The sequence below is a fragment of the Microvirga subterranea genome, assembly GCF_003350535.1.
Classification (GTDB): domain Bacteria; phylum Pseudomonadota; class Alphaproteobacteria; order Rhizobiales; family Beijerinckiaceae; genus Microvirga; species Microvirga subterranea.
Genome location: NZ_QQBB01000001.1, coordinates 738,247 through 761,866, shown reverse-complemented (window position 1 = coordinate 761,866; position 23,620 = coordinate 738,247). Strand labels below are relative to the sequence as shown.

Here is a 23,620-nt window from a genome sequence, read left to right as displayed (position 1 = left end):
TTTACGACGTTTTCGCCACGCCGCGCCACACCAGCATCGCCGCAGCCAGATCCTCCAGCGCGGTGCCGACGGACTTGAACAGGGTGATGGCCTGCGGGTCCCGCCGCGGCGGGTTGCGGCAGAGATCGAACAGGTCGCCGCGCACGTGGTCGTCCGCGATGGCGCCGCCTTTGAGGGCGAGCGCCACGTCGCCGCCCTCGTGCCGGGCGGCCTGGGTGTCGATGAAGACCTGGGCTCGGCGGATCGCCTCGTCGTCCGCCTCGCGCATCCTCAGATTGAACGCGCCGACCAGGTCGAGATGGGCGCCCGGCTTCAGCCACCCGCCCTTGACCACGGGAGCGGTCGAAAGGGTCGCGCAGGAGACGAGATCGGCCTCGCGCACCGCGCCTTCGAGATCCGTCACGGCCGTCACGGGCAATCCCTGCGCCTTCAACTCGGCCGCGACGCTCTCGGCCCTCTCGGGCCGGTGGTTCCACAGGGCCACCTCGCGAATCGGGCGCTGGCTCATATGGGCGCGGATCAGGAAGGGCGCCAGCGAGCCTGCGCCGACCATCACCATGCGGCTTGCATCCTCGCGGGCGAGATAACGCGCCGCGAGCGCCGAGGCGGCGGCGGTGCGCCAGACGGTGAGCCGCGTGCCGTCGAGGGCCGCGCGGGGCTCGCCGGTGGCGCCGTCCATCAGCATGTAGGTGCCGAGCACGCTGGGAAGGTTCTTGGCGCCGTTCTCTGGGAAGACCGAGACGATCTTCACGCCCACATAGCCGTCTTCCGTCTTCGGCCCCGTCCAGGCCGGCATCAGCAGAAGCGTGCCGTGGGCGCCGGGCCGCTCGATCTCGTGATGGTGGCGGACCGGCGTGACGATGTCGCCGCGAAAGGCATCGGCCAGGGCATCGATCAGGGCAGGAAAGGTGAGGACCCGGTCGATCTCGGCGGCGGATATGACGTGCATGGGGACTCTGGTCAGGCGCGGGACTGCGAGGAAGGCAAGGTGGCCGGAAGCGTGGTCGCGGGGGCCGGAGCCTGCGTGCGCAGGCGCTCGGTCTCGTAGCGCAGGGTCCGGGCCTCGCGGCGGAAGCGGCGACGCTCCTTGCGGTTGCGGCCGTGCGCGAGCCACGAGGCGGTCCCGCCGATCAGGACGCCCACCGCGACGGCCGCGAAGATCACGGCGAAGAGCGGCACCTGCGCGGCGAATTCCGGCGCATCCTGCGAGAACGGGTCGAGCGACAGGGTCACGGGGGCGCGGTTCGCCACGGCGAGTAGCACCACGAGAATCGCGACGGGCAGGAGAATCAGCGCCTTGAAAAAGCGAATCACGAACAATCCTCCGGGTTATCGAGCGGCAGCGGCCTTCAGGACCTTCGGGGAGGCATTGAGGCGCTGGCGCATTTCCTTCCCCGTCTTGAAGACGGGAACCACCTTTTCGGAGATGGAAACGGCCTCGCCCGTGCGCGGGTTTCGCCCGGTACGGGCATCCCGTTTCTTGACGGAGAACGCGCCGAAGCCGCGCAGCTCCACCCGGTCGCCTCTGGCCAGCGCATCGGCGATGGTGTCGAGAATCGCATTCACGATGTTCTCGACGTCGCGCTGATACAAATGCGGATTCTGCTCAGCAAGCTTGAGCACCAGTTCGGATTTGATCATTGGACGGGCTATATGTTTGACGCTGCTTTATTTTTCCGAAGGGTGCCAGACCGCCAGGAGACCGTCAAGCTGAGCGGCCTGCATGCTGGCGGCCGAGCGGCGCAGCGCATCGGCCATGCCCCCGAAGCCGAGGAGGTCGGCGCCGGTGGCGGCCCAGGCGACGAGGGAGAAGTCACGGTCGCTGCGCGGCTTCCATTCCCGCACCGGCAGATCCTTCGCGACGCCCTTCTCGCGCTCGAGCCAGGCGATGGCATCCCGCTCGCCGCCGATCTTGTCGACAAGCTTCAGGGGGATGCCCTGCCGGCCGCTGAAGACCTGGCCGGTCGAGGCGGCGGAGAGCTCGGCCTCGCTCAGGCGGCGGCGCTCGCGCACCAGGGTCTTGAACCAGTCATAGGTGTCGTTCACCACCGACTGGAGCGCCGCGCGGGCTTCCGGCGAGGCCGGCTTGAACGGGCTCGGCTCGGCCTTGAGCGGAGCCGACTTCACCTCCTCCACCTTCACGCCCACGTGGCCGAGAAGGCCGGACAGGTCCGGGAACTGGAACAGGACGCCGATGGAGCCCACGAGGGAGGTCTCGCGGGCCACGATGTAGTCCGCCCCCACGGCCGTGATGTAGCCGCCGGAGGCGGCCGTGCCGTCCACGAAGGTGACCACGGGCTTCTTGTCGGCGAGCCGGCGGATGTTGCGGTAGAGCTCTTCCGAGCCGGTGGTGGTGCCGCCCGGGCTGTTGATGGACACCACCACGCCCGAGACCGAGCTTGCCTTGCCCACCCGGTCCATCAGGTCGGCCATGCGCTGCTGGTTGCTGATGATGAAGCCGTCGACGGAGATCCGGGCCACGTGAGCCTGGCTGCGGCCGAATCCCACCTGGTCGGCGGCCGCGTAGCCGATGGCGACGACGGCGGCGATTAGGGCCAGGATCCCGGCGACGCGCCAGAAGGTCAGCTTGCGGCGCAGGCGGTAGCGGTCGGTGATGGCTTCGGCATCGATGGGCATGAAACTCGTCTCTTGCTCTGAAGTGCTTGGAGCCTGGTCGAAGGCGGCACCCTATTGCGAAGGCAGATAGGGCTGCAAGGCATCAGGCCAATAAAAAATCCGCGTCTCCTGACGCATTCGGCAGCTCGCGCCTGCCCTCCCGATCCCTGTCCTCAGGAGGCGCGCTCGGGCCAGAAAGCCCAGAGCGCCAGTGCGAGGGCCGCAATCCAGATCGCCACGATGGCGGCGGCCCCGACCTTGCTCGTCGGCCGACCTGCGCGCGCCAGCGCCTCGGCCCGCAGCTCGGCCATCACGTCGGGCGGGATCAGCCGCACCACCAGGAGGATGCCGAGCGGCACGAGGATCACGTCGTCGAGGTAGCCCAGCACCGGGATGAAATCAGGGATGAGGTCGATCGGGCTCAAGGCATAGGCCGCGACGAGGGCGGCCACGAGCTTGGCATGCCAGGGCACGCGGGGGTCTCCGGCCGCGAGCGAGATCGCCACCACATCGGTCTTGATCTCGCGCGCCCAGGCCTTGAGCCGCGCCGTGAAGCCGGTCGTCTCCTCCTGGGGTGCCATGGTTTCGAGCACCTGTCCTCCGCTGCGGCCATTATAGCAGCAAAAAACCCGCGCGATGTCTCGCGCGGGTTCCGAAATGGATCCCCGGACAAGTCCGAGGATGATCAAGCCGCTTGCGGCGTGATCACTTCTTGTCGGTGCGGGCCTTGAGGGCCGCGCCGAGGATGTCGCCGAGCGACGCGCCCGAATCGGCCGAGCCGTACTGCGCCATGGCTTCCTTCTCCTCGGCGACCTCGAGGGCCTTCACGGAGACGGTGACGCGGCGCGCCTTGCGGTCGAACTGCGTGACGCGGGCATCGAGCTTCTCGCCGGCGGCGAAGCGCTCGGGGCGCTGGTCGGCGCGGTCGCGAGCGAGCTCGGAGCGCTTGATGAAGGTGGTGAGGTCGGTGTCGACGATCTTCACCTCCAGGCCGCCGTCCTTCACCTCGAGAACCTCGCAGGTGACGATCTGGCCCTTCTTGATCTCGCCGGCTTCCGCGAAGGGGTCGCCCGCGAGCTGCTTGATGCCGAGCGAGATGCGCTCCTTCTCGACGTCCACGTCGAGAACCTGGGCACGCACCACGTCGCCCTTCTTGAACTCGTCGATGACCTGCTCGCCCGGACGGTTCCAGTCGAGGTCCGAGAGGTGGACCATGCCGTCGACGTCGTTCTCGAGACCGATGAACAGACCGAACTCGGTCTTGTTCTTCACCTCGCCCTCGACGACGGAGCCGACCGGGTGCTTCTCGGCGAAGGCCTCCCACGGGTTCTGCAGGGTCTGCTTCAGGCCCAGCGAGATGCGGCGCTTCACCTGATCGACCTCGAGGATCACGACCTCAACCTCCTGCGAGGTAGAGATGATCTTGCCCGGGTGGACGTTCTTCTTGGTCCAGGACATCTCGGAGACGTGGATCAGGCCTTCGATGCCCGGCTCGAGCTCGACGAACGCGCCGTAGTCGGTGATGTTCGTCACGCGGCCCTTGAGCTTGGCGCCCACCGGGTAGCGGGCGGCGATGCCCTCCCACGGATCGGCGAGGAGCTGCTTGATGCCGAGCGAGATGCGGTGCGTCTCGTGGTTGATCTTGATGATCTTGACCTTGACCGTCTGCCCGATGGTTACGACCTCGGACGGATGGTTCACGCGGCGCCACGCCATGTCGGTGACGTGCAGGAGGCCGTCGATGCCGCCGAGGTCGACGAACGCACCGTACTCGGTGATGTTCTTGACCACGCCGTCGATGACCTGACCCTCTTCGAGGTTGGCCACGAGCTCGGAACGCTGCTCGGCGCGGCTCTCCTCGAGGACCGTGCGGCGCGACACGACGATGTTGCCGCGGCGGCGATCCATCTTGAGGATCTGGAACGGCTGGGCCACGCCCATGAGCGGGGTGACGTCGCGCACGGGGCGGATGTCGACCTGCGAGCGGGGCAGGAACGCCACGGCGCCGTCGAGGTCGACCGTGTAGCCGCCCTTGACCTGGTTGAAGATGACGCCGTTGACGCGCTCGCCGGCCTCGAAAGCCTTCTCGAGCTTGACCCAGCTCTCTTCACGGCGGGCCTTGTCACGGGAGATGACGGCCTCGCCCAGCGCATTCTCGATGCGCTCCACATAGACCTCGACCTCGTCCCCGACGTTGATCGTCTGGTCGCGGTTCGGGCCTGCGAATTCCTTCAGGGCCACGCGGCCCTCGGTCTTGGCGCCGATGTCGATGACCGCGACGTCCTTTTCGATCGCGACCACTTTACCCTTGACGACCGAGCCTTCGCTGATCTCGTTCGTGCGGAAGGATTCTTCGAGCAGGGCCGCGAAATCCTCGCGGCTCGGCGCTTGCTGGTATGCTGCGGACATATGTTCTCCTGAATGGCCCTTGTTTTAAGGGGCGACGCCGGCGGCTCGTGTTACGGGTTCGCTTCCAGCCGCCGCCGTCAGGAATGCCCCTCGAGGGCCAAGTTCCGGACGTGCCGCTCCTTGGGAGCGGGCCGGCGCATCATCGGCGGATGGAAACGCTTTACCTTCAAGGCTTTACGGAACACCACAAGGGCGCGCATCACGCACCCTGAACGCTTATGGACCGTCGAAGACCTGTCGGATGGGGGTTCTTTTATCTCATGTGGCCCGGGACCACAAGGCTTTCAAGCCTTTGCGGCCCTTCGAGCCGCGCAGGCCCACGGACCCGCGCCGGACGGGTCAAACGGGCCAGTCGGACCGGCGCCCATGCGCCACGGCCCATTCGAGGGCCCGCTCCAGGCGGTCGTTGCCCCAGAAGACCTCCCGGTCGTCGGCCACGAAGGTCGGCGCCCCGAAGATGCCGCGGGCCTGGGCCTCCTCGCCGACCCGGCGCAGGCGGGCCTTGTTGGTCTCCCCTTGCGCCTCGGCCAGAACCGCATCGGCGTCCTGCCCGAGCCCGGCCAGGATCTCGGCCAGGACGGCCGGGTCGCCTATCGCGCGGCCTTTGGCGAACTCCGCCCGGAACACGGCCTTGGTGAAGGCGCCGATCCAGCCCTGCTCGGCCCCGACGAGACCGACCCGGGCCGCCAGGAGGCTGTTCTGCGGGAAGGGATCGGGCCGGCAGAAGGGCAAGCCGAGTTTCGCCGCCTCGCGCTCCATGTCGCGCCACATGTAGCGGCCCTTTTCGGGATAGAGGTTGAACGGGGAGGTGTTCCACCCCTGCGCGGCGAAGATCGGCCCGAGCAGGAAGGGCCGCCAGACCACCCCCACATCCGCCGCCTCGGCGGCGGCCTCGATCCGCATGGCGGCGAGGTAGGAATAGGTCGAAGCGAAATCGTACCAGAACTCGATCAGGGGACGCTGCATGGCGGTCTCTTCCACGGGCGGGCCCTCCCGGGACCCGGCCCGATCTTGCTACCGCATCGGGTTTTTGCGCACCAATGCCGGGTTTTCGCCATCAGCAATGCCCAAGACGCATATCGACCGCCAAATGCCCGGTTGCGCCGCCCAAGCTTCCGTTCTAAGTCGCGGAGCGGTCAAATCTTTGGAATCCTTGCTATGGCTGAGAAGCGCGTGAACAAGGTCGTGCTCGCCTATTCCGGCGGCCTCGACACCTCGATCATCCTCAAGTGGCTGCAGACCACCTATGGCTGCGAGGTCGTGACCTTCACGGCCGATCTCGGCCAGGGCGAGGAGCTGGAGCCGGCCCGCAAGAAGGCGGAACTGCTCGGCATCAAGCCTGAGAACATCTTCATCGAGGACCTGCGCGACGAGTTCGTGCGCGACTACGTGTTCCCGATGTTCCGCGCCAACGCCCAGTACGAGGGCCTCTACCTGCTCGGCACCTCCATCGCCCGGCCGCTGATCGCCAAGAAGCAGATCGAGATCGCGGAGCGGGTCGGGGCCGACGCGGTCGCCCACGGCGCCACCGGCAAGGGCAACGACCAGGTGCGCTTCGAGCTCAGCTACTATGCCCTCAAGCCCGACGTGACCGTGATCGCCCCCTGGCGCGAGTGGGACCTGCGCTCCCGCGAGCAGCTCATCGCCTTCGCCGAGGCGCACCAGATCCCGATTGCCAAGGACAAGCGCGGCGAGGCCCCGTTCTCCGTCGACGCCAACCTCCTGCACGCTTCTTCAGAGGGCAAGGTGCTCGAGGACCCGGCCGCGGAGGTTCCGGACTACGTCTATTCGCGCACCAACGATCCCGAATCCGCCCCGGATAAGCCAACCGTCATCAAGATCGAGTTCGAGAAGGGCGACCCGGTCGCCATCGACGGCAAGAAGATGGGCCCGGCCGACCTGCTGGCGAAGCTCAACGAGCTCGGCCGGATCAATGGCATCGGCCGCCTCGACCTCGTCGAGAACCGCTTCGTGGGCATGAAGAGCCGCGGCATGTACGAGACGCCCGGCGGCACGATCCTCTACCTCGCCCACCGGGGCATCGAGTCGATCACGCTCGACCGCGGCGCGGCTCACCTGAAGGATGAGCTCATGCCGAAATACGCGGAGCTCATCTACAACGGTTTCTGGTTCTCGCCGGAGCGCGAGATGCTCCAGGTGATGATCGACAAGTCCCAGGAATTTGTCACCGGCGAGGTCACGCTCAAGCTCTACAAGGGCGGCGTCCACCTCATCGGCCGCCAGAGCCCCTACACCCTCTACGACCAGGACCTGGTCACCTTCGAGGAAGGCGCCGTCGCCTACGACCACCGGGATGCCGCGGGCTTCATCAAGCTCAACGCCCTGCGGCTGCGCACCCTGGCCCAGCGCAAGAAGAAGCTGGGGCTGTAAGAGGTCCTCATCCCAGAATAGCCGAATGGCCGGACGCAAGTCCGGCCATTTCTGTTTGGAGTCCGCTTCTCAAGCCCCATGCCCGCCGCGATAGGCGTTCCGCTCCGGCGAGGTCCAGCCCACAGGCGGCGCCTCGGGGCGGTAGATCTCCACGAGGAGCGGATGGCAGGCCGCCGCGTCGCTGGAATGCTCGGTGCTGCAATCGCCGCCCGGGCAGGCGGACAGGGCGCCGAGGAGATCGATCTCGGCGAAGAACTCCAGGAAGTCGCCCGGCCGCACGGGGCTCGCCTTCATGAAGTACTGGCCCGTGTCGCGGGTGAAGCCGGTGCACATGAAGACGTTGAGGACGTCGTGCACGGCGGGCTCAACCTCGGCGAGGGGGCGTTTCATGCGCTCAGCCAGCGCCCGCGTCAGGTTCGAGTGGCAGCAATGATGGTAGTCCTGGCCGGACAGGAGCTTGTGCGTATAGGGGTCGCAGCGCGTGCCGATCACGTCGTGCACCGAGCCGCCATACTGGTCGAAGCCGTACCAGTTGAGGGTGTCCTGCGTGATCGTCGCCATCGGGCGAAGATACGGCAGGCACGACCAGAGCCGGTCGCCGGTCGAAAGGTGCGTGCCGTGGAGCGCGCGGGTCTTGCCCGAGAAGAAGCGCTCGTTGATGTTGTCCGCCGCCCAGAGGTCGAGGTCGCCGACCTGCGGCCCCTCGACCGACACGATGCGGAAGAACGAGCCGGCCGGCACCTCGAACGTGCGGGCGTCCCGCGGCGGCACGACCACCTCGCCGACCTTCTCCCAGCCCTCCCGCGCGGCGCGGTAGGAGGCGAGATCGGGCGGGACCAGGCTGTCGACAGGATAGCAGATCACGGGCCTGATCGCCCGGCGCGCCTCGGCGTCGGACGGCTCCGGCATCTCACCCTTTGCAAGCTTCATTCGCCCCTCCCGCAGGTCCTGGGCCGCCCCATTGGCGGAGCGGCGGAGACAAACGCCTAGCGTGAAGCCTCACTGAAGGGCAAGCGGGCAATGTCGGCGGAGGGGCCCCGGCCTGAACGGGCCGAGGCCGTTGTCGTCAGAGGACGAAGTCGGCCTTGGCGAAGCTGTGCGCGCCCAGGGCCTTGATGGCGAAGTCGGCATAGCCGTCGCCGTTCACGTCGCCGGCCACATAGGTGTTGCCGCCCGACTGGTAGGCCCTCAGCTCGCCCGCGACCTTATGGAAGCCCTGCGCGCCGATGAACGCGAAGGCTTGGTCCCCCGACACACGGGTGTTCGCGTCGATGCCGCTCAGGCTGATCCTGTCGGAGCCGTGCACGAAGTCGCTCACGGTGTCGCCGTTGGCCTCCGTGGTGCTGTCGAACAGGAACGTGTCGTTGCCGGCGCCGCCGATCAGCACGTCCCGTCCGCCATTGCCGTTGAGGACGTCGTTGGCGTCCTCGCCCCGCAGGGTGTTGGCGGCGGCGTTGCCGAGCAAGGTGTTGTTCAGGCTGTTGCCGGTGCCGTTGATCGCGGAGGAGCCCGTCAGCGTGAGGTGCTCTACGACCTGCCCGTAGAGGGAATAGGTGATCGAGCTGATCACCGTGTCGGTGCCCTGCCCGGCCGATTCGTAGGCTTTGTCGCCCGCCTGGTTCACGTAGTAGGTGTCGTTGCCTAGGCCGCCATACATGGCGTCGTCGCCGGCTGTGCCGTAGAGCACGTCGTTGCCGTCCGTGCCCGAGATGGTCGGGCTCGGGGTGGGGGTCGTGGGCTCGGTGGTCGGAGGCGTCGTGGCGTCGACGTCGTTCGGCTCGGCGCGCTCGATGGCGTTCGGCGTGCCGAAGTTCTGCGTTACGAACACGACCTTGTAGCCGTTGATCGTGCCTTCCTTCAGGCCGATGCCGATCTCCTCGAAGTTGCCGTTGATGATGTTGGCGTAGTGGCCCGGCGAGTTCATGAGGTTGGTGTGGAGCTGCCGGACGGTCGCCTCGGTCATGCCGCCGCTCACATAGGCGATGTTCTCGCCATAGGCCTGCCAGCCGTAGCCCGCCGCCGTCATGCGGTCGCCCGGAGTGGAGCCGTTCACGCCCGTATGGGAGAAGGTGTCGGTCTGGTCCATCCAGGCGCTGTGCGCGTCGGACGAATCCAGAAGTTCGCCGTCGAACGTGAGCGGTTTCGCCCCGGCATTGGCACGAGCGTCGTTGACAAGCTGAAGAAAGAGCGTTTCGAGACTGGTGGGAGTTGTCATTCTTATGATGCCCCTTGGACAAACTTCTTAGGTTTACATTCCGAAACGATCGATGATTAGATTTCATCTTTCGAAATGCGCTCCAGGGCTTCGCCGCCCAATGTGTTTACAATGTGATTTCTGGAGAAATGCCCGAGCGCCCTTCGGCACCAGTGGCCGAAAGGCAACGGCCCGGAGGCCGCATCCTCAGGGCGAATAGGTCCGAATCACCAGCGGACGGCAGCGTCGGCGTCCGCTTAATCCTTGTCTTTCGAGGGCAGGATCGACCCGACGATCCCGCGCGCCGTGTTGGCGATCATGCTGCCCGATTCGGGGTCGCCCTTGGCGATCGCGGTCATGAAGTGCCGCGCCTGCTTCAGGGTGATGTGGGGCGGGATCGGCGGCACGTTCGGGTCGGTCACCATGTCGAGCACGAAGGGCCGGTCCGCCGCGAGCGCCCGGTCCCAGGCAGGGCCCACCTGGTCGGGATGATCGACACGCATGCCGTCGAGGCCGATCAGGCGAGCGAACTCGGAATAGGGAACGTCAGGCAGGGCCTGCGACGGCTGCCATTTCGGATCGCCCGACTGAATGCGCTCCTCCCAGGTGACGTAAGCGAGATCCCGGTTGTTCAGCACCATGACGACGAGGCGCGGATCGGCCCAGCGGTCGCGGTACTTCGCGATGGTGACGAGCTCCGCCAGGCCGTTCATCTGCATCGCCCCGTCGCCCACAAGCGCAATGACGGGCCGGTCGGGATGGGCGAACTTGGCCGCAATGGCGTAGGGCACCGCGCAGCCCATCGTGGCGAGCGTTCCCGACACCGACCCCATCATGCCGCGCCGGAAGCTGAGGTTCCGCGCGTACCAGACCGTAGTGGTGCCGCTGTCGGCCGTCACGATGCAGCGGTCCGGCAGGCGCTGCGACAGCTCGAAGGCGACGCGCTGCGGATTGACCGGCTCCGCAGGCGTCTGCGCCATGCCGCGGATCTCTTCATGCGAGGCTTCGACGCCGGCCTGAATCGCGTCGCGCCATGAGCGGTCGGACTTGGCTTCGAGCAGGGGCAGGAGCGCCGCGAGCGTCGCGGCCGCATCGCCCACGAGGTTGACCTCCATGGGATAGCGCAGGCCCAGCATGCCGGCATCGAGGTCGATCTGCACGCCGCGGGCCTGCCCCTCCTTCGGCAGGAACTCGGTGTAGGGGAAGCTCGAGCCGACCATCAGGAGCGTGTCGCAGTCCCGCATCAGGTCCCAGCTCGCCTTCGTGCCGAGAAGCCCGATGGAGCCGGTGCAGAACGGCAGGTCGTCCGGCACGGCGGCCTTGCCGAGCAGGGCCTTGGCAACGCCCGCCCCGAGCCTTTCCGCGACGGCGATCACCTCGTCGGTCGCCCTGAGCGCGCCCGCGCCGACCAGGATGGCGACGCGCTCGCCCGCGTTCAGCACCTCGGCGGCCCGGCCGAGCGCCGCCGCGTCGGGCACGACCGGCGACATCTCGATGCCGACGCCCGAATGGGTCATCCCGTGCTCGCGCGAGGGCTGGACCATGGGCTCGGCCTGCAGGTCGTTGGGCAGGATCACGCAGGTGACCCGGCGCTCCGCCTTGGCGATGCGATAGGCGCGGTCGATCAGGTGCCGGACCTGCACGGGCGTGGAGGCGGTCTCCACATACGCCCCGGCCACGTCCTTGAAGAGCGACTGCAGGTCGAGGTCCTGCTGGTAGTGGGACCCGATCGCCGTGCGCGCCTGCTGGCCCACGATGGCGAGCACCGGCTGGTGGTCAAGCTTCGCGTCGTAGAGGCCGTTCAGGAGGTGGATCGCGCCCGGCCCCGAGGTGGCGATGCACACGCCGACCTCGCCGGTGAACTTCGCCTCGCCGCAGGCCATCAGGCCCGCCATCTCCTCGTGGCGCACCTGCACGAACTCGATGGCGTCCTCGACCCGCGCCAGCGCGCCGATGAGGCCGCCGATGCCGTCCCCCGGATAACCATAGACCCGGCGCACGCCCCATTCCTGAAGGCGCTGCCAGATGAAGTCAGCCACCGTGTCCGCCATGCCGCGCTCCCGTCCGAAACCGAGCGGTAAACCCCGGCGTTCGGGCACGGTTGCATGGCTCAGGACACAAAGCCGTCACCCGTCAGCCTCGCGTCGCGGCCTCCTTCCGCAGGCCGGGCGCTTTCGCGCCGCGCGGCGGCGTCGCCTCGGCGGATGGGGCGGGCACGTCCCGGCAGAGTGGAACCTCGAATGCGATCCGGCAGCGTCCGAGGCCGTCAATGACCGGCGCCGTCCCGTATTCCGCCAGGATGTCCTCGACGATCCCGAGGCCGAGGCCACTGGAGCTGGGATCGGAGCGCTCCGCCATGCCGCGCTCGGGCCGGCGCCCGGCACCGCCATGGGCGAAGCCCGGGCCGTCGTCCTCGACCGAGATCCGGACCTTGTCGCCGACCGGCTCCGCCCGCAGCACGACCTGCGTGGCCGCCCATTTGCGCGCATTGTCGAGGAGGTTGCCCATGACCTCGCCGAAATCGTGCGGGTCCATGTCGACGCCGAGGCCCGCCGGGATCTCGACCCTCCAGGCCAGCCGGTCGCCCCGCGGCATGTGCCGCATCAGCCGCACGAGACGCGCGACGGTTCCGTCCACTTCCGTATAGGCGCCGCAGCCGACCGATGCGCCGCTCGTGCGGGCGCGGGCGACCTCGCGATCCACATGGGCGGCGATCGCCGACAGCTGCTCCTGCATGCGCTCGGCGGCCTCCCGGAGCCCCGCCTGGTCGAGGCGACGCACCTCGCCGCCGAGGATCGTCAACGGTGTCTTCAAGCCGTGGGCCAGCGCCCCGGCGCGGTCGCGCGCCTTGCGCACGAGGTCCTCCTGGCGGTCGAGCAGCCGGTTGATGCTGTCGGCCAGGGGCGCGATCTCGACCGGGAAACGCCGCGTCATGCGCCGGGCCTGGCCGGTCTGCACGGCATTCAGCTCCTGGCCGACGGCGCGCAGCGGGCGCAGGCCGAGCCAGAGCTGGAGCCACGCGAACAGGACGAGGACCACCGCGATGGGGATGAGGATGCGGGTCACGTCCCACCCGAAGGCCTGGCGCAGCTCCACCACCTGGGCATGGTCCAGGGCCACCGCGAGGCTGACCGTGCGCGGACCGTTCTGGCCGTCGACCGTCACGTCCCGCTCGACCACGTAGAGCTCGCCGCCGTCGGGGCCGTCGACCTCGAAGGCCCGCTCGCCGTCGGGACCCTTCGGGCGTGCCGCCACGGGAAGCTCCTTGTCCCACAGGGAGCGCGAGCGCACGATCGCACGGCCGCCTTCGGCGATCTGCCAATAGGCGCCCCCATAGGGCTGGTGGTAGCGGGGATCCGTGAGCTTCTGGCTGAGCCCCGCCTCCCCGTCCGTCCCGAACACGGTCGCGAGCTCCGTCCAGTGCAGGTTGAGGTCCTGCTCCACGTAGCGCAGGACCTGCCGCTCGAAGAACACCACGAGGGACGCACCCGCGACCCCGATCGTCACCAGGATGGACGTGACGGCGACCGCCAGCAGCCGGACCTGGAGGGAGTTTCCTGTCGGTCTCATGGCGCAGGGGTCTCCATGATGTAGCCGTGGCCGCGGCGGGTCTCGATCGTGCCCGCCCCGATCTTGCGCCGGAGGCGCGCCACCAGGGCCTCGACCGCGTTGCTCTCCGGCTCGTCGCTGCCGTAGACGTGCTCCACGAGCTCGCCCTGCGAGACGACCCGGTCGCGGTTGTGGGCGAGGTAGCGCAGCAGGCGGAACTCGAGCGGCGAGAGCTCGATGGCCCGGCCGTTGATCATCACCCGCAGTCGGCGCGTGTCGATGCGCAAGGGCCCGACCTCGATCAGCGGCGTCACGTGCCGTCCGACCCGGCGCAGCAAGGCCGCCAGGCGGGCGAGAAGCTCCTCCATCTCGAAGGGCTTCGTGAGGTAGTCGTCCGCCCCGGCGTCGATGCCCTCGACGCGCTGGAGCCAGGCGCCCCGGGCGGTCAGGACCAGGATCGGAACCGGGCTGCCGTCCTCCCGGAGGCGCCGCACCACCGAGAGGCCGTCGAGCTTGGGCAGGCCGAGATCCAGGATGAGCGCGTCGTACTCCTCGGTCGAGGCCTTGAACCAGCCCTCCTCGCCGTCCCGTGCGATGTCGGTCACGTAGCCAGTCGCCGCGAGGGCGCCCGCCACGTCGGCGGCGATCGCCGGCTCGTCCTCGATGAGCAGAATCCTCATCAGCGTCTCCTGATCTCGATGACCTGGTTGCGGCGGGCGTCGACCACGACCTCCCGGTAGCGGCGGTCGCGGGTGAGGACGAGGAACTCGTAGCGCCATTCGCCAGTCCAGGACTGGCGCAGGTCCACCTCGAGAACTTGGCCGGGCACGGCCTTCGACACCGTGGGGAGCACGGTGCTCAGGGCGAGCGCCCACCCTCGCGAGACCGCGTCGCGGGCATTCTCCGAGGAGGTGCTGCCCCAGCCGCCGCCACGGCGTCCGTCGTCGTCGCGCCCGCGTCCCCGGTCGCCGTTATCGTCGTCGCCGCCCCGTCCTCGGCCACGGCCGTCGTCTCCACGACCGCTGTCGTCTCCACCGCGGCCACGCCCGCCATCGTCGCCGCCCCGGCCGCTGTTGTCGCTGCCGCGTCCGCTGTTGTCTCCTCCCCCGCGTCCGCCGCCGTCACCTCCGCCACGACCGCCGCCGTCACCGCCGCCGCCTCCCCCGTCCTTCGCGACGGCGGGTGAGGGTGCGGTGACGTTCGCGGCGGCCAGGGCCAGGACGGACGAAAGCAGGACTGCAAGGCGGCGCCGGTTCATGGATTTCTTCCCAAGCGCGCCAGCTTAGCACGCCCAAGCTGATATTTCCCTGACGTCACCCGTCAGGTTCGCATGCCCCAGCCGGTTCAGATTGCACGGCATCGGCGCTGCCCTCCTGCGCCGCACATCAACGGAGAAAGACGATGTCGAAGCAGATCTCGAAGGGCCCGAGCGCCCCCATTCTCGGTGCGATCCTCCTGTCCATGACGGCGGCTGCGGTTCCGGCGATGGTCGCTGGCGCGATTCTGTCGCCGGCTTTCGCGAGGGGCGGTGACGGCGACCGCGGCGGAGGGGACGGCGGACGCGGCGGCGATGACGGCGGGCGTGGTGGCGATCACGGTGGACGCGGCGGCGACCATGGCGGTGGCGACAGGGGCGGCCGAGGCGGGGACGACAACGGCGGCGGCCGCGGTGGCGACGACCGGGGCGGCGACGACCGGGGCGGACGGGGCCGCGGTTCGGATGACGGCGCCCGGAGCGACGGCCGCGGCGGCAGCAGGGCCGACAGCGGCGGACATGGCCGGGGCCGCGGCGGCGATGACGACGGCGGGCGCGGGCGGGGCCGCGGGGCGGATGACGGACAGGTCGCGCGGGCCGGGGACGATCACCGACAGGGCCCCGGCCTCGACGACGGCTCCCGCAGCCGCAGCCGGACCGGCGACCGGACCCGCACCCGGACCCGGGGCGCCGACGACATCGTGACCGAGCGCGGACGCCGCGGACGGGGCCTCGACGACTCGGCCGCCCTGCGGGACGACCGCGGCGGCCGCACGCCCCGCGACAAGCGGTTCGAGCCCGGCGACGACCGCCGGAAGAACGGGCTTTAAGGCCGATGCGGCAGGGGAATTCCCCTGCCGTTCCCGTCCTTCCTCAACGGCAAACCTTAGCCGCACAAGGAATATTCTGACCGCCGCCCTATTGCGGCGGCTCCCGCATCACTATATTGCAGCTTCATCAATTTTTCGCCCGGTTCGAGCCAGGGGCGCGGTCAAGCTTGCCGCGGACCGGGCCGCTTTGCATTGAAAGTCTCTACTCCATGAAGCTGCGCAACATCGCCATCATCGCCCACGTCGACCATGGCAAGACCACCCTCGTCGACAAGCTGCTCCAGCAGTCCGGCGCCTTCCGCGAGAACCAGCGCGTGGAAGAGCGCGCGATGGACTCCAACGACCTGGAGAAGGAGCGCGGCATCACCATCCTGGCCAAGGCGACCTCGGTCGTCTGGAAGGACACCCGCATCAACATCGTCGACACCCCCGGCCACGCGGACTTCGGCGGCGAGGTCGAGCGCATCCTGAGCATGGTCGACGGCGCAATCGTTCTGGTGGACGCGGCCGAGGGCCCGATGCCGCAGACCAAGTTTGTCGTGTCCAAGGCGCTCAAGATCGGCCTGAAGCCGATCGTCGCGATCAACAAGATCGACCGTCCGGACGCCCGTCACCAGGAGGTGATCAACGAGGTGTTCGACCTGTTCGCGGCGCTCGACGCCACCGACGAGCAGCTCGACTTCCCGATCCTCTACGGGTCCGGCCGCAACGGCTGGATGGCGAAGTCCCCGGAAGGCCCGAGCGACGAAGGCTTGGCCCCGCTCTTCGACCTCGTGCTCGAGCACGTGCCTCCGGCCAAGACCGAGGAAGGCCCGTTCCGCATGCTCGGCACGCTGCTGGAAGCCAACCCGTTCCTGGGCCGCATCGTCACCGGCCGCATCAGCTCCGGCACCGTCAGGCCGAACCAGACGGTCAAGGTCCTCGACCGCGAGGGCAAGGTGGTCGAGAGCGGCCGCGTGTCCAAGATCCTGGCCTTCCGCGGCCTCGAGCGCCAGCCGATCGAGGTCGGCGAGGCGGGCGACATCGTGTCCATCGCGGGCCTCGTGAAGGGCTCGGTGGCCGATACCTTCTGCGCCCCTGAGAACGACATCCCGATCCAGGCCCAGCCGATCGATCCGCCGACCGTGACCATGTCGTTCATCGTCAACGACAGCCCGCTTGCCGGCACCGAGGGCGATAAGGTGACGAGCCGCATGATCCGCGACCGCCTGTTCAAGGAAGCGGAAGGCAACGTCACCCTGAAGATCGAGGAAGCCGCCGACAAGGATTCGTTCTACGTGTCCGGCCGCGGCGAGCTCCAGCTCGCGATCCTGATCGAGACCATGCGCCGCGAGGGCTTCGAGCTCGCCGTGTCGCGTCCCCGCGTGGTGTTCGAGAAGGACGAGAACGGCGGGCTTCTCGAGCCGGTCGAGGAAGTGGTGATCGACGTGGACGAGGAGTTCTCCGGCGTCGTGGTGCAGAAGATGTCCGAGCGCCGCGCCGAGATGGTCGAGATGCGTCCCTCGGGCGGCAACCGCCAGCGCCTCGTGTTCTACGCTCCGACCCGCGGCCTCATCGGCTACCAGAGCGAGCTTCTGACCGACACCCGCGGCACCGCGATCATGAACCGCCTGTTCCATGCCTACGAGCCCTACAAGGGCGAGATCGCGGGACGGCGCAACGGCGTGCTGATCTCCAATGACTCGGGCGAGGCCGTGGCCTATGCCCTGTGGAACCTGGAAGACCGCGGCCCGATGATGATCGAGCCCGGCTGGAAGGTCTATCAGGGCATGATCGTGGGCGAGCACAACCGCGAGAACGACCTCGAGGTGAACGTGCTCAAGGGCAAGAAGCTCACCAACATCCGCACCACCTCCAAGGACGAGGCGGTGCGCCTGACCCCGCCGATCCGCATGACTCTCGAGCGCTCCCTCGCCTGGATCGAGGACGACGAGCTGGTCGAGGTGACCCCGAAGTCGATCCGCATCCGCAAGGCGATCCTGGATCCGAACGACCGCAAGCGCTCCGAGAAGCAGAAGGAAGCGCTGAGCGCGTAAGCGTTCCCGCTCCGAAGAGACAAAGGCCGCCCCTCCGGGCGGCCTTTTTCATATCTGTCCGGTGCGCCCCGGATGATGAACGAGGGGCGATCACCCCTCGGCCTTGCTGCCCTGCCCCTTCTTGGCGCCCTCGCCCATGGGGTTGGTGGAGTCCTCGCCCGAGGCGTTCGGGTTCTCACGCCCCTGCGGGGTCAAGCGCGGGGCGCTGATATCGTCCTCATTGGCCTGGTTCGGTTTCTTGCTGTCGGACTGAGCCATGCTGCATCCTCTCCTGGATCTAAGACTCGCTGCCGGAGCCATCGGCGCGGCCGCTGGCGTTGGAGCCGCTGGAAGTGCTGCTGCGGGGACCGCCCGGCACCGTGTTCGAGCCGACGCCGGTGGTGTTTTCATCCGATGCGCCGCCGAGGTCGAAGCCCGGACGGTCCTCCGACCCGGCCTCGGGCTTGCGGTTCGCCGCCTTCGGATCGGGCCGCTCGGTCGGAACTCGGGGCTCGGAGGGTTTGTGTCCTGTCATCGTGCGCTCCTGACAAGGGTCGTCAGCCGCCAGCCGGATCGACGTCGCTGTCCCGGCTGGCGGAGGGAAGCGTTCCGGCGCCGGGCGTGGCGTCGGGATTGGTCAGCGAGGGGTCCGCGTGGGGTCCGGCCGGCGGGGTGTCACCCGCTTGGTCCTTCTTACCGGCACCCTTGGTCGACGATGCCTGGCGTTCCTGTTCCTTGGCGGGATCGGTCCGCCCGGCGTCGCCGTAATCCTGCGTGTGGTTGCCGTAGCCTGCATTGCCCATGGGGTTCTCCTGCGATTCTCAAGATTCGTCGTGGTCTCTCTCGGTCCGGTAGAGCCCGCCGGCGACCTTGCGGTCGTCCTCGGCGCCGCGGGACCCCATCTGGTCGGAATGCCCGTTCGAGGAACCGCCGATCGCCGGATTTCCGGGCAGCTGCGACCGCTCCGCGGCCTCGGCAGCGCGCTCGGAATCCGTCCGGCCGCCGCCTTCCTGCTTCACGATCTCGGCCTGCTGACGGGTCTGGTGGCCTCCGGCCACCGGCGGGCCCTCGGGCCGGCCGACGATATTGTCGTTCTTCTTGGGCATGGGATCAGCCCTTGTCCTTGCCGTTGACGGCGGTCGCGCGCTCGATCGCCTCGGCGGTGGCGTCCTTGTCGTCCGGGCCGAGGCTTGCATCGCTCAAGTGCTTCGTGGTCTCGGGCGTTTCGGCGGCCGTGAGATCGCTGTGATCGTCCGCCTTGCCGCCCGCTCCCATCGTGGCGTTGCGATAGGCGTGCGCCTCCCCGCCGGGTTCGTCCCAGACGCGGCGCATGGTGGCGTTGGCCTCCGGCCCGCCGTCGCGGTTGGGATCGACCGGGCTGTCGTTTCCGCCGCGCTGCTCGTTGCGGATCTGGTCCGCACTCTGGTCTTTCAACGAATGGGGGGCGTGTCTTTCCGCCATGGGGAACTCCTTTTGCTGGGGGGAGAACACGGCGCAGCCGGAGAGGTTCTGGTCACGCTTGGCAGAACCTCGGTCAAAAGCTTTTGAGCCAAAGAAAAAGGCGGCCGAAGCCGCCTTGATCCGTGACGCGTGCGACGAGGCTCAGAGCCCCTCGAACAGCGCGCTCGAGATGTAGCGCTCCGCGAAGGACGGTGCGACCGTGACGATGCGCTTGCCCTTGAACTCGGGGCGGCCCGCCACTTCGAGAGCCGCCGCGACGTTCGCGCCGGTGGAGATGCCGCCGGGAATGCCCTCCAGCTTCGAGAGCTTGCGGGCCATGTCGAAGGCGGTCTGGTTGCCCACCGTCACGACGCCGTCGATGACGGACCGGTCGAGCACGTCCGGCACGAAGCCGGCGCCGATGCCCTGGATCTTGTGCGGGCCGGGCTGGCCGCCGGACAGGATCGCGGAATCCTCCGGCTCCACGGCGAAGACCTTCATGCCAGGCAGGCGCGGCTTGATCACCTGGCCGACGCCCGTGATCGTGCCGCCGGTGCCGACGCCGGCCACGAAGGCGTCGATCTGGCCGTTGGTGTCGTTCCAGATCTCCTCCGCGGTGGTGCGGCGGTGGATCTCCGGGTTGGCCGGGTTCTTGAACTGCTGCGGCATCACCGAATTCGGGATCTCCTGCAGGATCTCCTCGGCGCGGGCGATGGCGCCCTTCATGCCCATCGGACCGGGGGTGAGGACGAGCTCGGCCCCGAGATAGGCCAGCATCTTGCGGCGCTCGATCGACATGGTCTCGGGCATGACGAGGATCAGCCGGTAGCCGCGGGCGGCGGCCACGAAGGCGAGCGCGATGCCGGTGTTGCCGGAGGTGGGCTCGACGAGGGTGTCGCCCGGCTTGATCCGGCCCTCCGCCTCCATGGCCTCGATCATGCTGACGCCGATACGGTCCTTCACGCTCGAGATCGGGTTGAAGAACTCGAGCTTCACGAGGATCTCCGCATCGACCCCATGCTCTTTGGGCAGCCGGTTCAGGCGCACGAGCGGGGTGTTGCCGATGGTCTCGGTGATGGAGCCGTAGATGCGGCCGCGGCCGGGCTTGGCGGCAGCGTCGGCCGGCTTGTTGAGCGTGTCAGCCATGGGGGTCCTCCTCGAAATACAGGAGATCTTTATTCCTTTTTGCAGCAGTTGTCGATAATTGCCTGATTTCACATACTATATCGTGAAATCAACCGGTACATTCGGTTCGACGGCCGCCTCGGCCTGAGCCTGACTGCAGAGATCCTCGACCGTCACCTGATCCAATTCCGCCAGGAACGCTTCGGTTCCGCGCTTCACGAGGGGCTCGACCACACGCTCCGCCAGCCGGGATTCGGGCCGTGGCGAGGCGGCGTCCTCTTCAGTCGCCGTGATGGCGACGCGCACGATGTCGCCCGCCGTGATCCGCCGCCGTTCCCGGGCGAGCTCGTAGCCGCCGCGCGGGCCGCGCACGCCCTTGAGGATGCCGTGGCGCACGAGGGCCTGAAGCACCGGTTCGAGATGGCGCGGCGGCAGGTTGTGCCGCGCCGCCAGCGCCTTGGCCGAAACCGGCATGGGGCGCGCATGGAGGGCGATGTCCGTGACGGCCGCGATGGCCAGCAGGGAACGGCGGGAGAGAAAGTTCATGAGTTCTCGGTCCTCACGAGCCCTGTCGATCCGAAGCCCGACGCGGAACGCGCAGTCTCGTCCACATCCTCCACCTCCACCAGCTCCACCACGGTGACGGGAGCCACCACCATCTGGGCGATGCGCATGCCGCGGGTGATCGTGAACGGCTCCTGGCCTAGATTGACGAGCAGCACCTGCACCTCGCCGCGATAATCCGCGTCGATGGTGCCCGGCGCATTGAGAACCGTCACGCCATGCTTCAGGGCGAGGCCGGACCGGGGACGCACCTGCGCCTCGTATCCGGGCTCGAGCTGGATCACGAGGCCGGTCGGAACGAGGGCGCGTTGTGAGGGCGCCAGCACGACAGGGGCATCCGCCGGATTGGCGGCCACGAGATCCATGCCGGCGGCCCCGGCCGTCTCATAGCGTGGGAGCGGCAGGTCCCGGTTGTGGTCCAGGCGCCGGATGCGGAGCAGGCGGCTCATGCCTTGCCGCCCACGTTCCAGGTTCCGAGCCGCTCGACCAGCCGGCGCGCGACCTCCGCCTTGTCGAGAGTCGGCCAGGTCTCGACCCCGGCCTGGCTGACGAGGTGCACCGTGTTCCGGTCGCCGCCCATCACGCCGCCTTCCGCCGACACGTCGTTGGCCACGATGAGGTCGCAGCCCTTCTTGGCAAGCTTGCGCTTGGCGTATTCGATCACGTGCTCGGTCTCAGCCGCGAACCCGACCATCAGGGGGGGACGCCCTTCGTTGCGACGGGAGATGGTGGCGAGGATGTCGGGATTCTCGGTCAGAGCTAATTCCGGCAGCCTGCCGCCGTCCTTCTTGATCTTCTGCTCGCCCGCATTCGCCACGCGCCAGTCGGCGACGGCGGCCGCGAAGATGCCGATATCGGCGGGAAGCGCCTGCTCCACGGCCGCGAGCATGTCCCGCGCGCTTTCGACCCGGATGGTGGTGACGCCGGCGGGATCCGGCAGGTCGACCGGCCCGGACACCAGGGTCACCCGTGCGCCCGCCTCCGCCGCCGCCTTCGCGATGGCATGGCCCTGCTTGCCGGAGGAGCGGTTGGCGATGTAGCGCACCGGATCGATCGGCTCATGGGTCGGGCCCGAGGTGACGATCACGTGTCTGCCGGCAAGCGGCCCAGAGGGGGCGAGAAGCCGTTCGACGGCCGCGACGATCTCCAGCGGCTCGGACATGCGGCCGGGTCCCGTCTCGGCCTCGGCCATCGCGCCCTCGTTGGGACCCACGACCCGCACGCCGTCCCCTTGAAGGGCCGCGAGGTTGCGCTGCGTCGCCGGGTGCAGCCACATGCGCACGTTCATGGCCGGGGCGATCAGGATCGGGAGCGTCGTAGCGAGCAGCACCGTGGACGCGAGATCGTCCGCATGGCCGCCGGCCATCTTGGCCATCAGGTTGGCGGTGGCGGGCGCGACCACGACCGCGTCCGCATCCCGCGCCAGGCGGATATGGCCGATATCCGCCTCGTCCTCCCGGTCGAACAGGTCCGTGTGCGTGCGCTGGCCCGAGATCGCGGAGGCCGCGAGCGGCGTCACGAACTCCTGGGCGCCCTTCGTCATGATGCAGCGGACGGAGGCGCCGCGCTCGCGCAGGCGGCGGATCAGGTCGAGGGACTTGTAGGCCGCGATGCCGCCGCCGATGACGAGGAGGATCCGTTTGCCCGAGAGCGCCATCGTCAGAACCTTCCGATCAGCATGATCATCAGCGAGGCTGCGATGATCCACAAGGCCGCCGTGCTCCAGCGGTTGCCCCGCGCCTCGGCCCGGCCGATGGCCGCGACGCTGTCCCGGTCGAGGGAGACGCCGCGGGCGGTCACGTCCTCGAGCTGGTTGAGCACCCGCTCCGCCCGCAGGGCGAGGTCGGGCAGGTCGCCGACGACGCCGGCCAGGGTCCACAGGCCGTTGCCGGCCTGCTCGATGCGGCCGATGGGCCCGAGATGGCGCTCGATCCATTCGCGCACCACCGGCTCGGAGGTGGTCCACATGTCGAGCTTCGGGTCGAGGTTGCGGGCGACGCCCTCCACCACCACCATGGTCTTCTGCAGCATGACGAGCTCGATGCGCGTCGCCATGTCGAACAGGGCCGTGATCTCGAACAGCAGCGTCAGCAGCTTCGCCATCGAGATCTCGTCGGCGCGCCGGTCGTGGATCGGCTCGCCGATGGCGCGGATCGCCTGGGCGAAGTCCTGCACCGAGTGGTGCGGTGGCACGTAGCCGGCCTCGAAATGCACCTCCGCCACCCGCTGGTAGTCGCGGCGGATGAAGCCGAGCAGGATCTCGGCCAGGAAGCGGCGTTCCTTCATGCCGAGCCGGCCCATGATGCCGAAATCGACGGCAACGAGCCGGCCCGCCGGGTCCACGAACAGGTTCCCCGGATGCATGTCCGCATGGAAGAAGCCGTCGCGGATGGCGTGGCGCAGGAAGGACTGGATCACCGCCCGGCCCAGGGCCACCCGGTCGAAGCCGGCGGCCTCGATGGCCGCGAGGTCGTTGAGGCGGATGCCCTCGATCCAGGTGGTGGTGAGCACGTCCCGGGCGGTCAGATCCCATTCGGGCTTCGGCACGCGGAAGTCGGGATCGTCCTTGGTGTTCTCGGCCAGCTCCGACACGGCCGCCGCCTCGAGGCGCAGGTCCATCTCGACTGAGACCGAGCGGGCGAGCGTCTCGACGATCTCCATGGGCTTCAGGCGACGGGCGTCGGGCACCAGGCGCTCGAAGAGGCGCGCCGCGGCCCGCATGGCCTGGAGGTCGCGGGCGAAGCCCTCGCGCACGCCGGGGCGCACCACCTTGACGGCCACCGTCTCGACCCCTTCGGGCGTCCTGATCGTGGCCTTGTGGACCTGCGCGATGGAGGCGGCCGCGATCGGCTCGCTGAACTCAAGGAAAAGCGCCTCGATGGGCCGGCCGAGCGCGATCTCGATCATGCGCACCGCCTCGGCCTTCGGAAATGGCGGCATCCGGTCCTGAAGGCGCTCCAGGTCGCGCGCGGCCGCGACGCCGACGATGTCGGGGCGCGTCGCCAGGAACTGGCCGAACTTCACGTAAGACGGCCCGAGCCGGGTGAGCGCCGCCGAGAGCCGGGCCGCGCCGTCGCCGGCGCCCGGCCGCTCGATCAGCCGCGCGAGGCGCAGGAGCGCCCGGCCGGAGGGCGGAAGCACGTTCGGGTCAATGAGAGCGAGTGCGCCCTCGCGGGCCAGGATGAAGCCGGCCTGGGCGTTGCGAGCGAGATGGACGAGGCTGCCGATCACG

General features: G+C 68.5%; 26 protein-coding genes. 3 read left to right on the top strand and 23 right to left on the bottom strand.

Going from position 1 to position 23,620, the window contains the following annotated elements:
- Position 1: 1 nt before the first annotated feature.
- The 7 genes from lhpI to DES45_RS03615 all read right to left on the bottom strand — a co-directional run bounded on the left by lhpI (position 2) and on the right by DES45_RS03615 (position 5,991).
- Entirely contained in the window at positions 2–949 is a 948-nt protein-coding gene (gene lhpI / locus DES45_RS03645; protein WP_114768585.1) for a bifunctional Delta(1)-pyrroline-2-carboxylate/Delta(1)-piperideine-2-carboxylate reductase, read from the bottom strand.
- An 11-nt stretch (positions 950–960) separates the two neighbouring features.
- A complete protein-coding gene (locus DES45_RS03640; protein ID WP_114768832.1) occupies positions 961–1,314 on the bottom strand; it encodes a lipopolysaccharide assembly protein LapA domain-containing protein in 354 nt (117 codons plus the stop codon).
- A gap of 15 nt (positions 1,315–1,329) precedes the next feature.
- On the bottom strand, positions 1,330–1,641 hold the full coding sequence (ihfB, locus tag DES45_RS03635) for an integration host factor subunit beta (protein WP_114768584.1): 312 nt from the start codon (positions 1,639–1,641) through the stop codon (positions 1,330–1,332).
- Positions 1,642–1,668: 27 nt separating this feature from the next.
- The gene (gene sppA, locus DES45_RS03630) at positions 1,669–2,637 is read right to left on the bottom strand and encodes a signal peptide peptidase SppA (RefSeq protein ID WP_114768583.1); all 969 of its coding nucleotides are present in this window, start codon (positions 2,635–2,637) and stop codon (positions 1,669–1,671) included.
- Positions 2,638–2,789: 152 nt separating this feature from the next.
- Positions 2,790–3,197, bottom strand: a complete 408-nt coding sequence (locus DES45_RS03625; protein ID WP_114768831.1) for a YkvA family protein — start codon at positions 3,195–3,197, stop codon at positions 2,790–2,792.
- 124 nt (positions 3,198–3,321) lie between these two features.
- Positions 3,322–5,025, bottom strand: coding sequence for a 30S ribosomal protein S1 (gene rpsA / locus DES45_RS03620; RefSeq protein ID WP_114768582.1), 1,704 nt, complete (start codon positions 5,023–5,025; stop codon positions 3,322–3,324).
- A gap of 339 nt (positions 5,026–5,364) precedes the next feature.
- Complete coding sequence (locus DES45_RS03615) at positions 5,365–5,991, bottom strand: 2-hydroxychromene-2-carboxylate isomerase (protein WP_114768581.1); 627 nt, start codon at positions 5,989–5,991, stop codon at positions 5,365–5,367.
- A gap of 192 nt (positions 5,992–6,183) precedes the next feature.
- Between DES45_RS03615 and DES45_RS03610 the strand changes: the two genes are divergently transcribed.
- Positions 6,184–7,416, top strand: a complete 1,233-nt coding sequence (locus tag DES45_RS03610; RefSeq protein WP_114768580.1) for an argininosuccinate synthase — start codon at positions 6,184–6,186, stop codon at positions 7,414–7,416.
- 69 nt (positions 7,417–7,485) lie between these two features.
- Here the strand turns inward: DES45_RS03610 and DES45_RS03605 are convergent, their stop codons facing one another.
- From DES45_RS03605 to DES45_RS03580, 6 genes are all read right to left on the bottom strand, one after another.
- A complete protein-coding gene (locus DES45_RS03605) occupies positions 7,486–8,346 on the bottom strand; it encodes an urea carboxylase-associated family protein (protein ID WP_114768579.1) in 861 nt (286 codons plus the stop codon).
- A gap of 136 nt (positions 8,347–8,482) precedes the next feature.
- The gene (locus DES45_RS03600) at positions 8,483–9,631 is read right to left on the bottom strand and encodes a CAP domain-containing protein (RefSeq protein WP_114768578.1); all 1,149 of its coding nucleotides are present in this window, start codon (positions 9,629–9,631) and stop codon (positions 8,483–8,485) included.
- 236 nt (positions 9,632–9,867) lie between these two features.
- The gene (locus tag DES45_RS03595) at positions 9,868–11,661 is read right to left on the bottom strand and encodes a thiamine pyrophosphate-requiring protein (protein ID WP_114768577.1); all 1,794 of its coding nucleotides are present in this window, start codon (positions 11,659–11,661) and stop codon (positions 9,868–9,870) included.
- 82 nt (positions 11,662–11,743) lie between these two features.
- The gene (locus DES45_RS03590; protein WP_114768576.1) at positions 11,744–13,180 is read right to left on the bottom strand and encodes a sensor histidine kinase; all 1,437 of its coding nucleotides are present in this window, start codon (positions 13,178–13,180) and stop codon (positions 11,744–11,746) included.
- Positions 13,177–13,839: a response regulator transcription factor gene (locus tag DES45_RS03585; protein WP_114768575.1), complete on the bottom strand. Its 663-nt coding sequence runs from the start codon at positions 13,837–13,839 to the stop codon at positions 13,177–13,179. The genes DES45_RS03590 and DES45_RS03585 overlap by 4 nt, the downstream gene beginning before the upstream one ends.
- On the bottom strand, positions 13,839–14,417 hold the full coding sequence (locus DES45_RS03580) for a PepSY domain-containing protein (RefSeq protein ID WP_114768574.1): 579 nt from the start codon (positions 14,415–14,417) through the stop codon (positions 13,839–13,841). Before DES45_RS03580 ends, DES45_RS03585 begins: the two co-directional genes overlap by 1 nt.
- 143 nt (positions 14,418–14,560) lie before the next feature.
- On the opposite strand from DES45_RS03580, the gene DES45_RS03575 reads away from it, so the two are divergent.
- Positions 14,561–15,244: a hypothetical protein gene (locus DES45_RS03575; RefSeq protein WP_114768573.1), complete on the top strand. Its 684-nt coding sequence runs from the start codon at positions 14,561–14,563 to the stop codon at positions 15,242–15,244.
- A gap of 209 nt (positions 15,245–15,453) precedes the next feature.
- Positions 15,454–17,280, top strand: coding sequence for a translational GTPase TypA (gene typA / locus DES45_RS03570; RefSeq protein WP_114768572.1), 1,827 nt, complete (start codon positions 15,454–15,456; stop codon positions 17,278–17,280).
- A gap of 90 nt (positions 17,281–17,370) precedes the next feature.
- Here the strand turns inward: typA and DES45_RS25000 are convergent, their stop codons facing one another.
- The 10 genes from DES45_RS25000 to ubiB all read right to left on the bottom strand — a co-directional run bounded on the left by DES45_RS25000 (position 17,371) and on the right by ubiB (position 23,619).
- The gene (locus DES45_RS25000) at positions 17,371–17,538 is read right to left on the bottom strand and encodes a hypothetical protein (protein WP_170151368.1); all 168 of its coding nucleotides are present in this window, start codon (positions 17,536–17,538) and stop codon (positions 17,371–17,373) included.
- Between the two features lie 19 nt (positions 17,539–17,557).
- Positions 17,558–17,794: a hypothetical protein gene (locus tag DES45_RS03565; RefSeq protein WP_114768571.1), complete on the bottom strand. Its 237-nt coding sequence runs from the start codon at positions 17,792–17,794 to the stop codon at positions 17,558–17,560.
- A 22-nt stretch (positions 17,795–17,816) separates the two neighbouring features.
- Entirely contained in the window at positions 17,817–18,062 is a 246-nt protein-coding gene (locus tag DES45_RS03560; RefSeq protein ID WP_114768570.1) for a hypothetical protein, read from the bottom strand.
- Between the two features lie 18 nt (positions 18,063–18,080).
- Positions 18,081–18,365 (bottom strand): hypothetical protein, encoded by a 285-nt coding sequence (locus DES45_RS03555; protein WP_114768569.1) that lies wholly within the window; start codon positions 18,363–18,365, stop codon positions 18,081–18,083.
- 4 nt (positions 18,366–18,369) lie between these two features.
- On the bottom strand, positions 18,370–18,720 hold the full coding sequence (locus DES45_RS03550; protein WP_147282338.1) for a hypothetical protein: 351 nt from the start codon (positions 18,718–18,720) through the stop codon (positions 18,370–18,372).
- 141 nt (positions 18,721–18,861) lie between these two features.
- On the bottom strand, positions 18,862–19,845 hold the full coding sequence (cysK, locus tag DES45_RS03545; protein WP_114768567.1) for a cysteine synthase A: 984 nt from the start codon (positions 19,843–19,845) through the stop codon (positions 18,862–18,864).
- Between the two features lie 75 nt (positions 19,846–19,920).
- A complete protein-coding gene (locus DES45_RS03540) occupies positions 19,921–20,370 on the bottom strand; it encodes an RrF2 family transcriptional regulator (RefSeq protein WP_114768566.1) in 450 nt (149 codons plus the stop codon).
- Positions 20,367–20,837, bottom strand: a complete 471-nt coding sequence (gene dut / locus DES45_RS03535) for a dUTP diphosphatase (protein WP_114768565.1) — start codon at positions 20,835–20,837, stop codon at positions 20,367–20,369. The genes DES45_RS03540 and dut overlap by 4 nt, the downstream gene beginning before the upstream one ends.
- Entirely contained in the window at positions 20,834–22,045 is a 1,212-nt protein-coding gene (gene coaBC, locus DES45_RS03530; RefSeq protein WP_114768564.1) for a bifunctional phosphopantothenoylcysteine decarboxylase/phosphopantothenate--cysteine ligase CoaBC, read from the bottom strand. The genes dut and coaBC overlap by 4 nt, the downstream gene beginning before the upstream one ends.
- Positions 22,046–22,047: 2 nt before the next feature.
- Positions 22,048–23,619, bottom strand: a complete 1,572-nt coding sequence (gene ubiB / locus DES45_RS03525) for a 2-polyprenylphenol 6-hydroxylase (RefSeq protein WP_114768563.1) — start codon at positions 23,617–23,619, stop codon at positions 22,048–22,050.
- Between the last annotated feature and the right edge of the window lies 1 nt (position 23,620).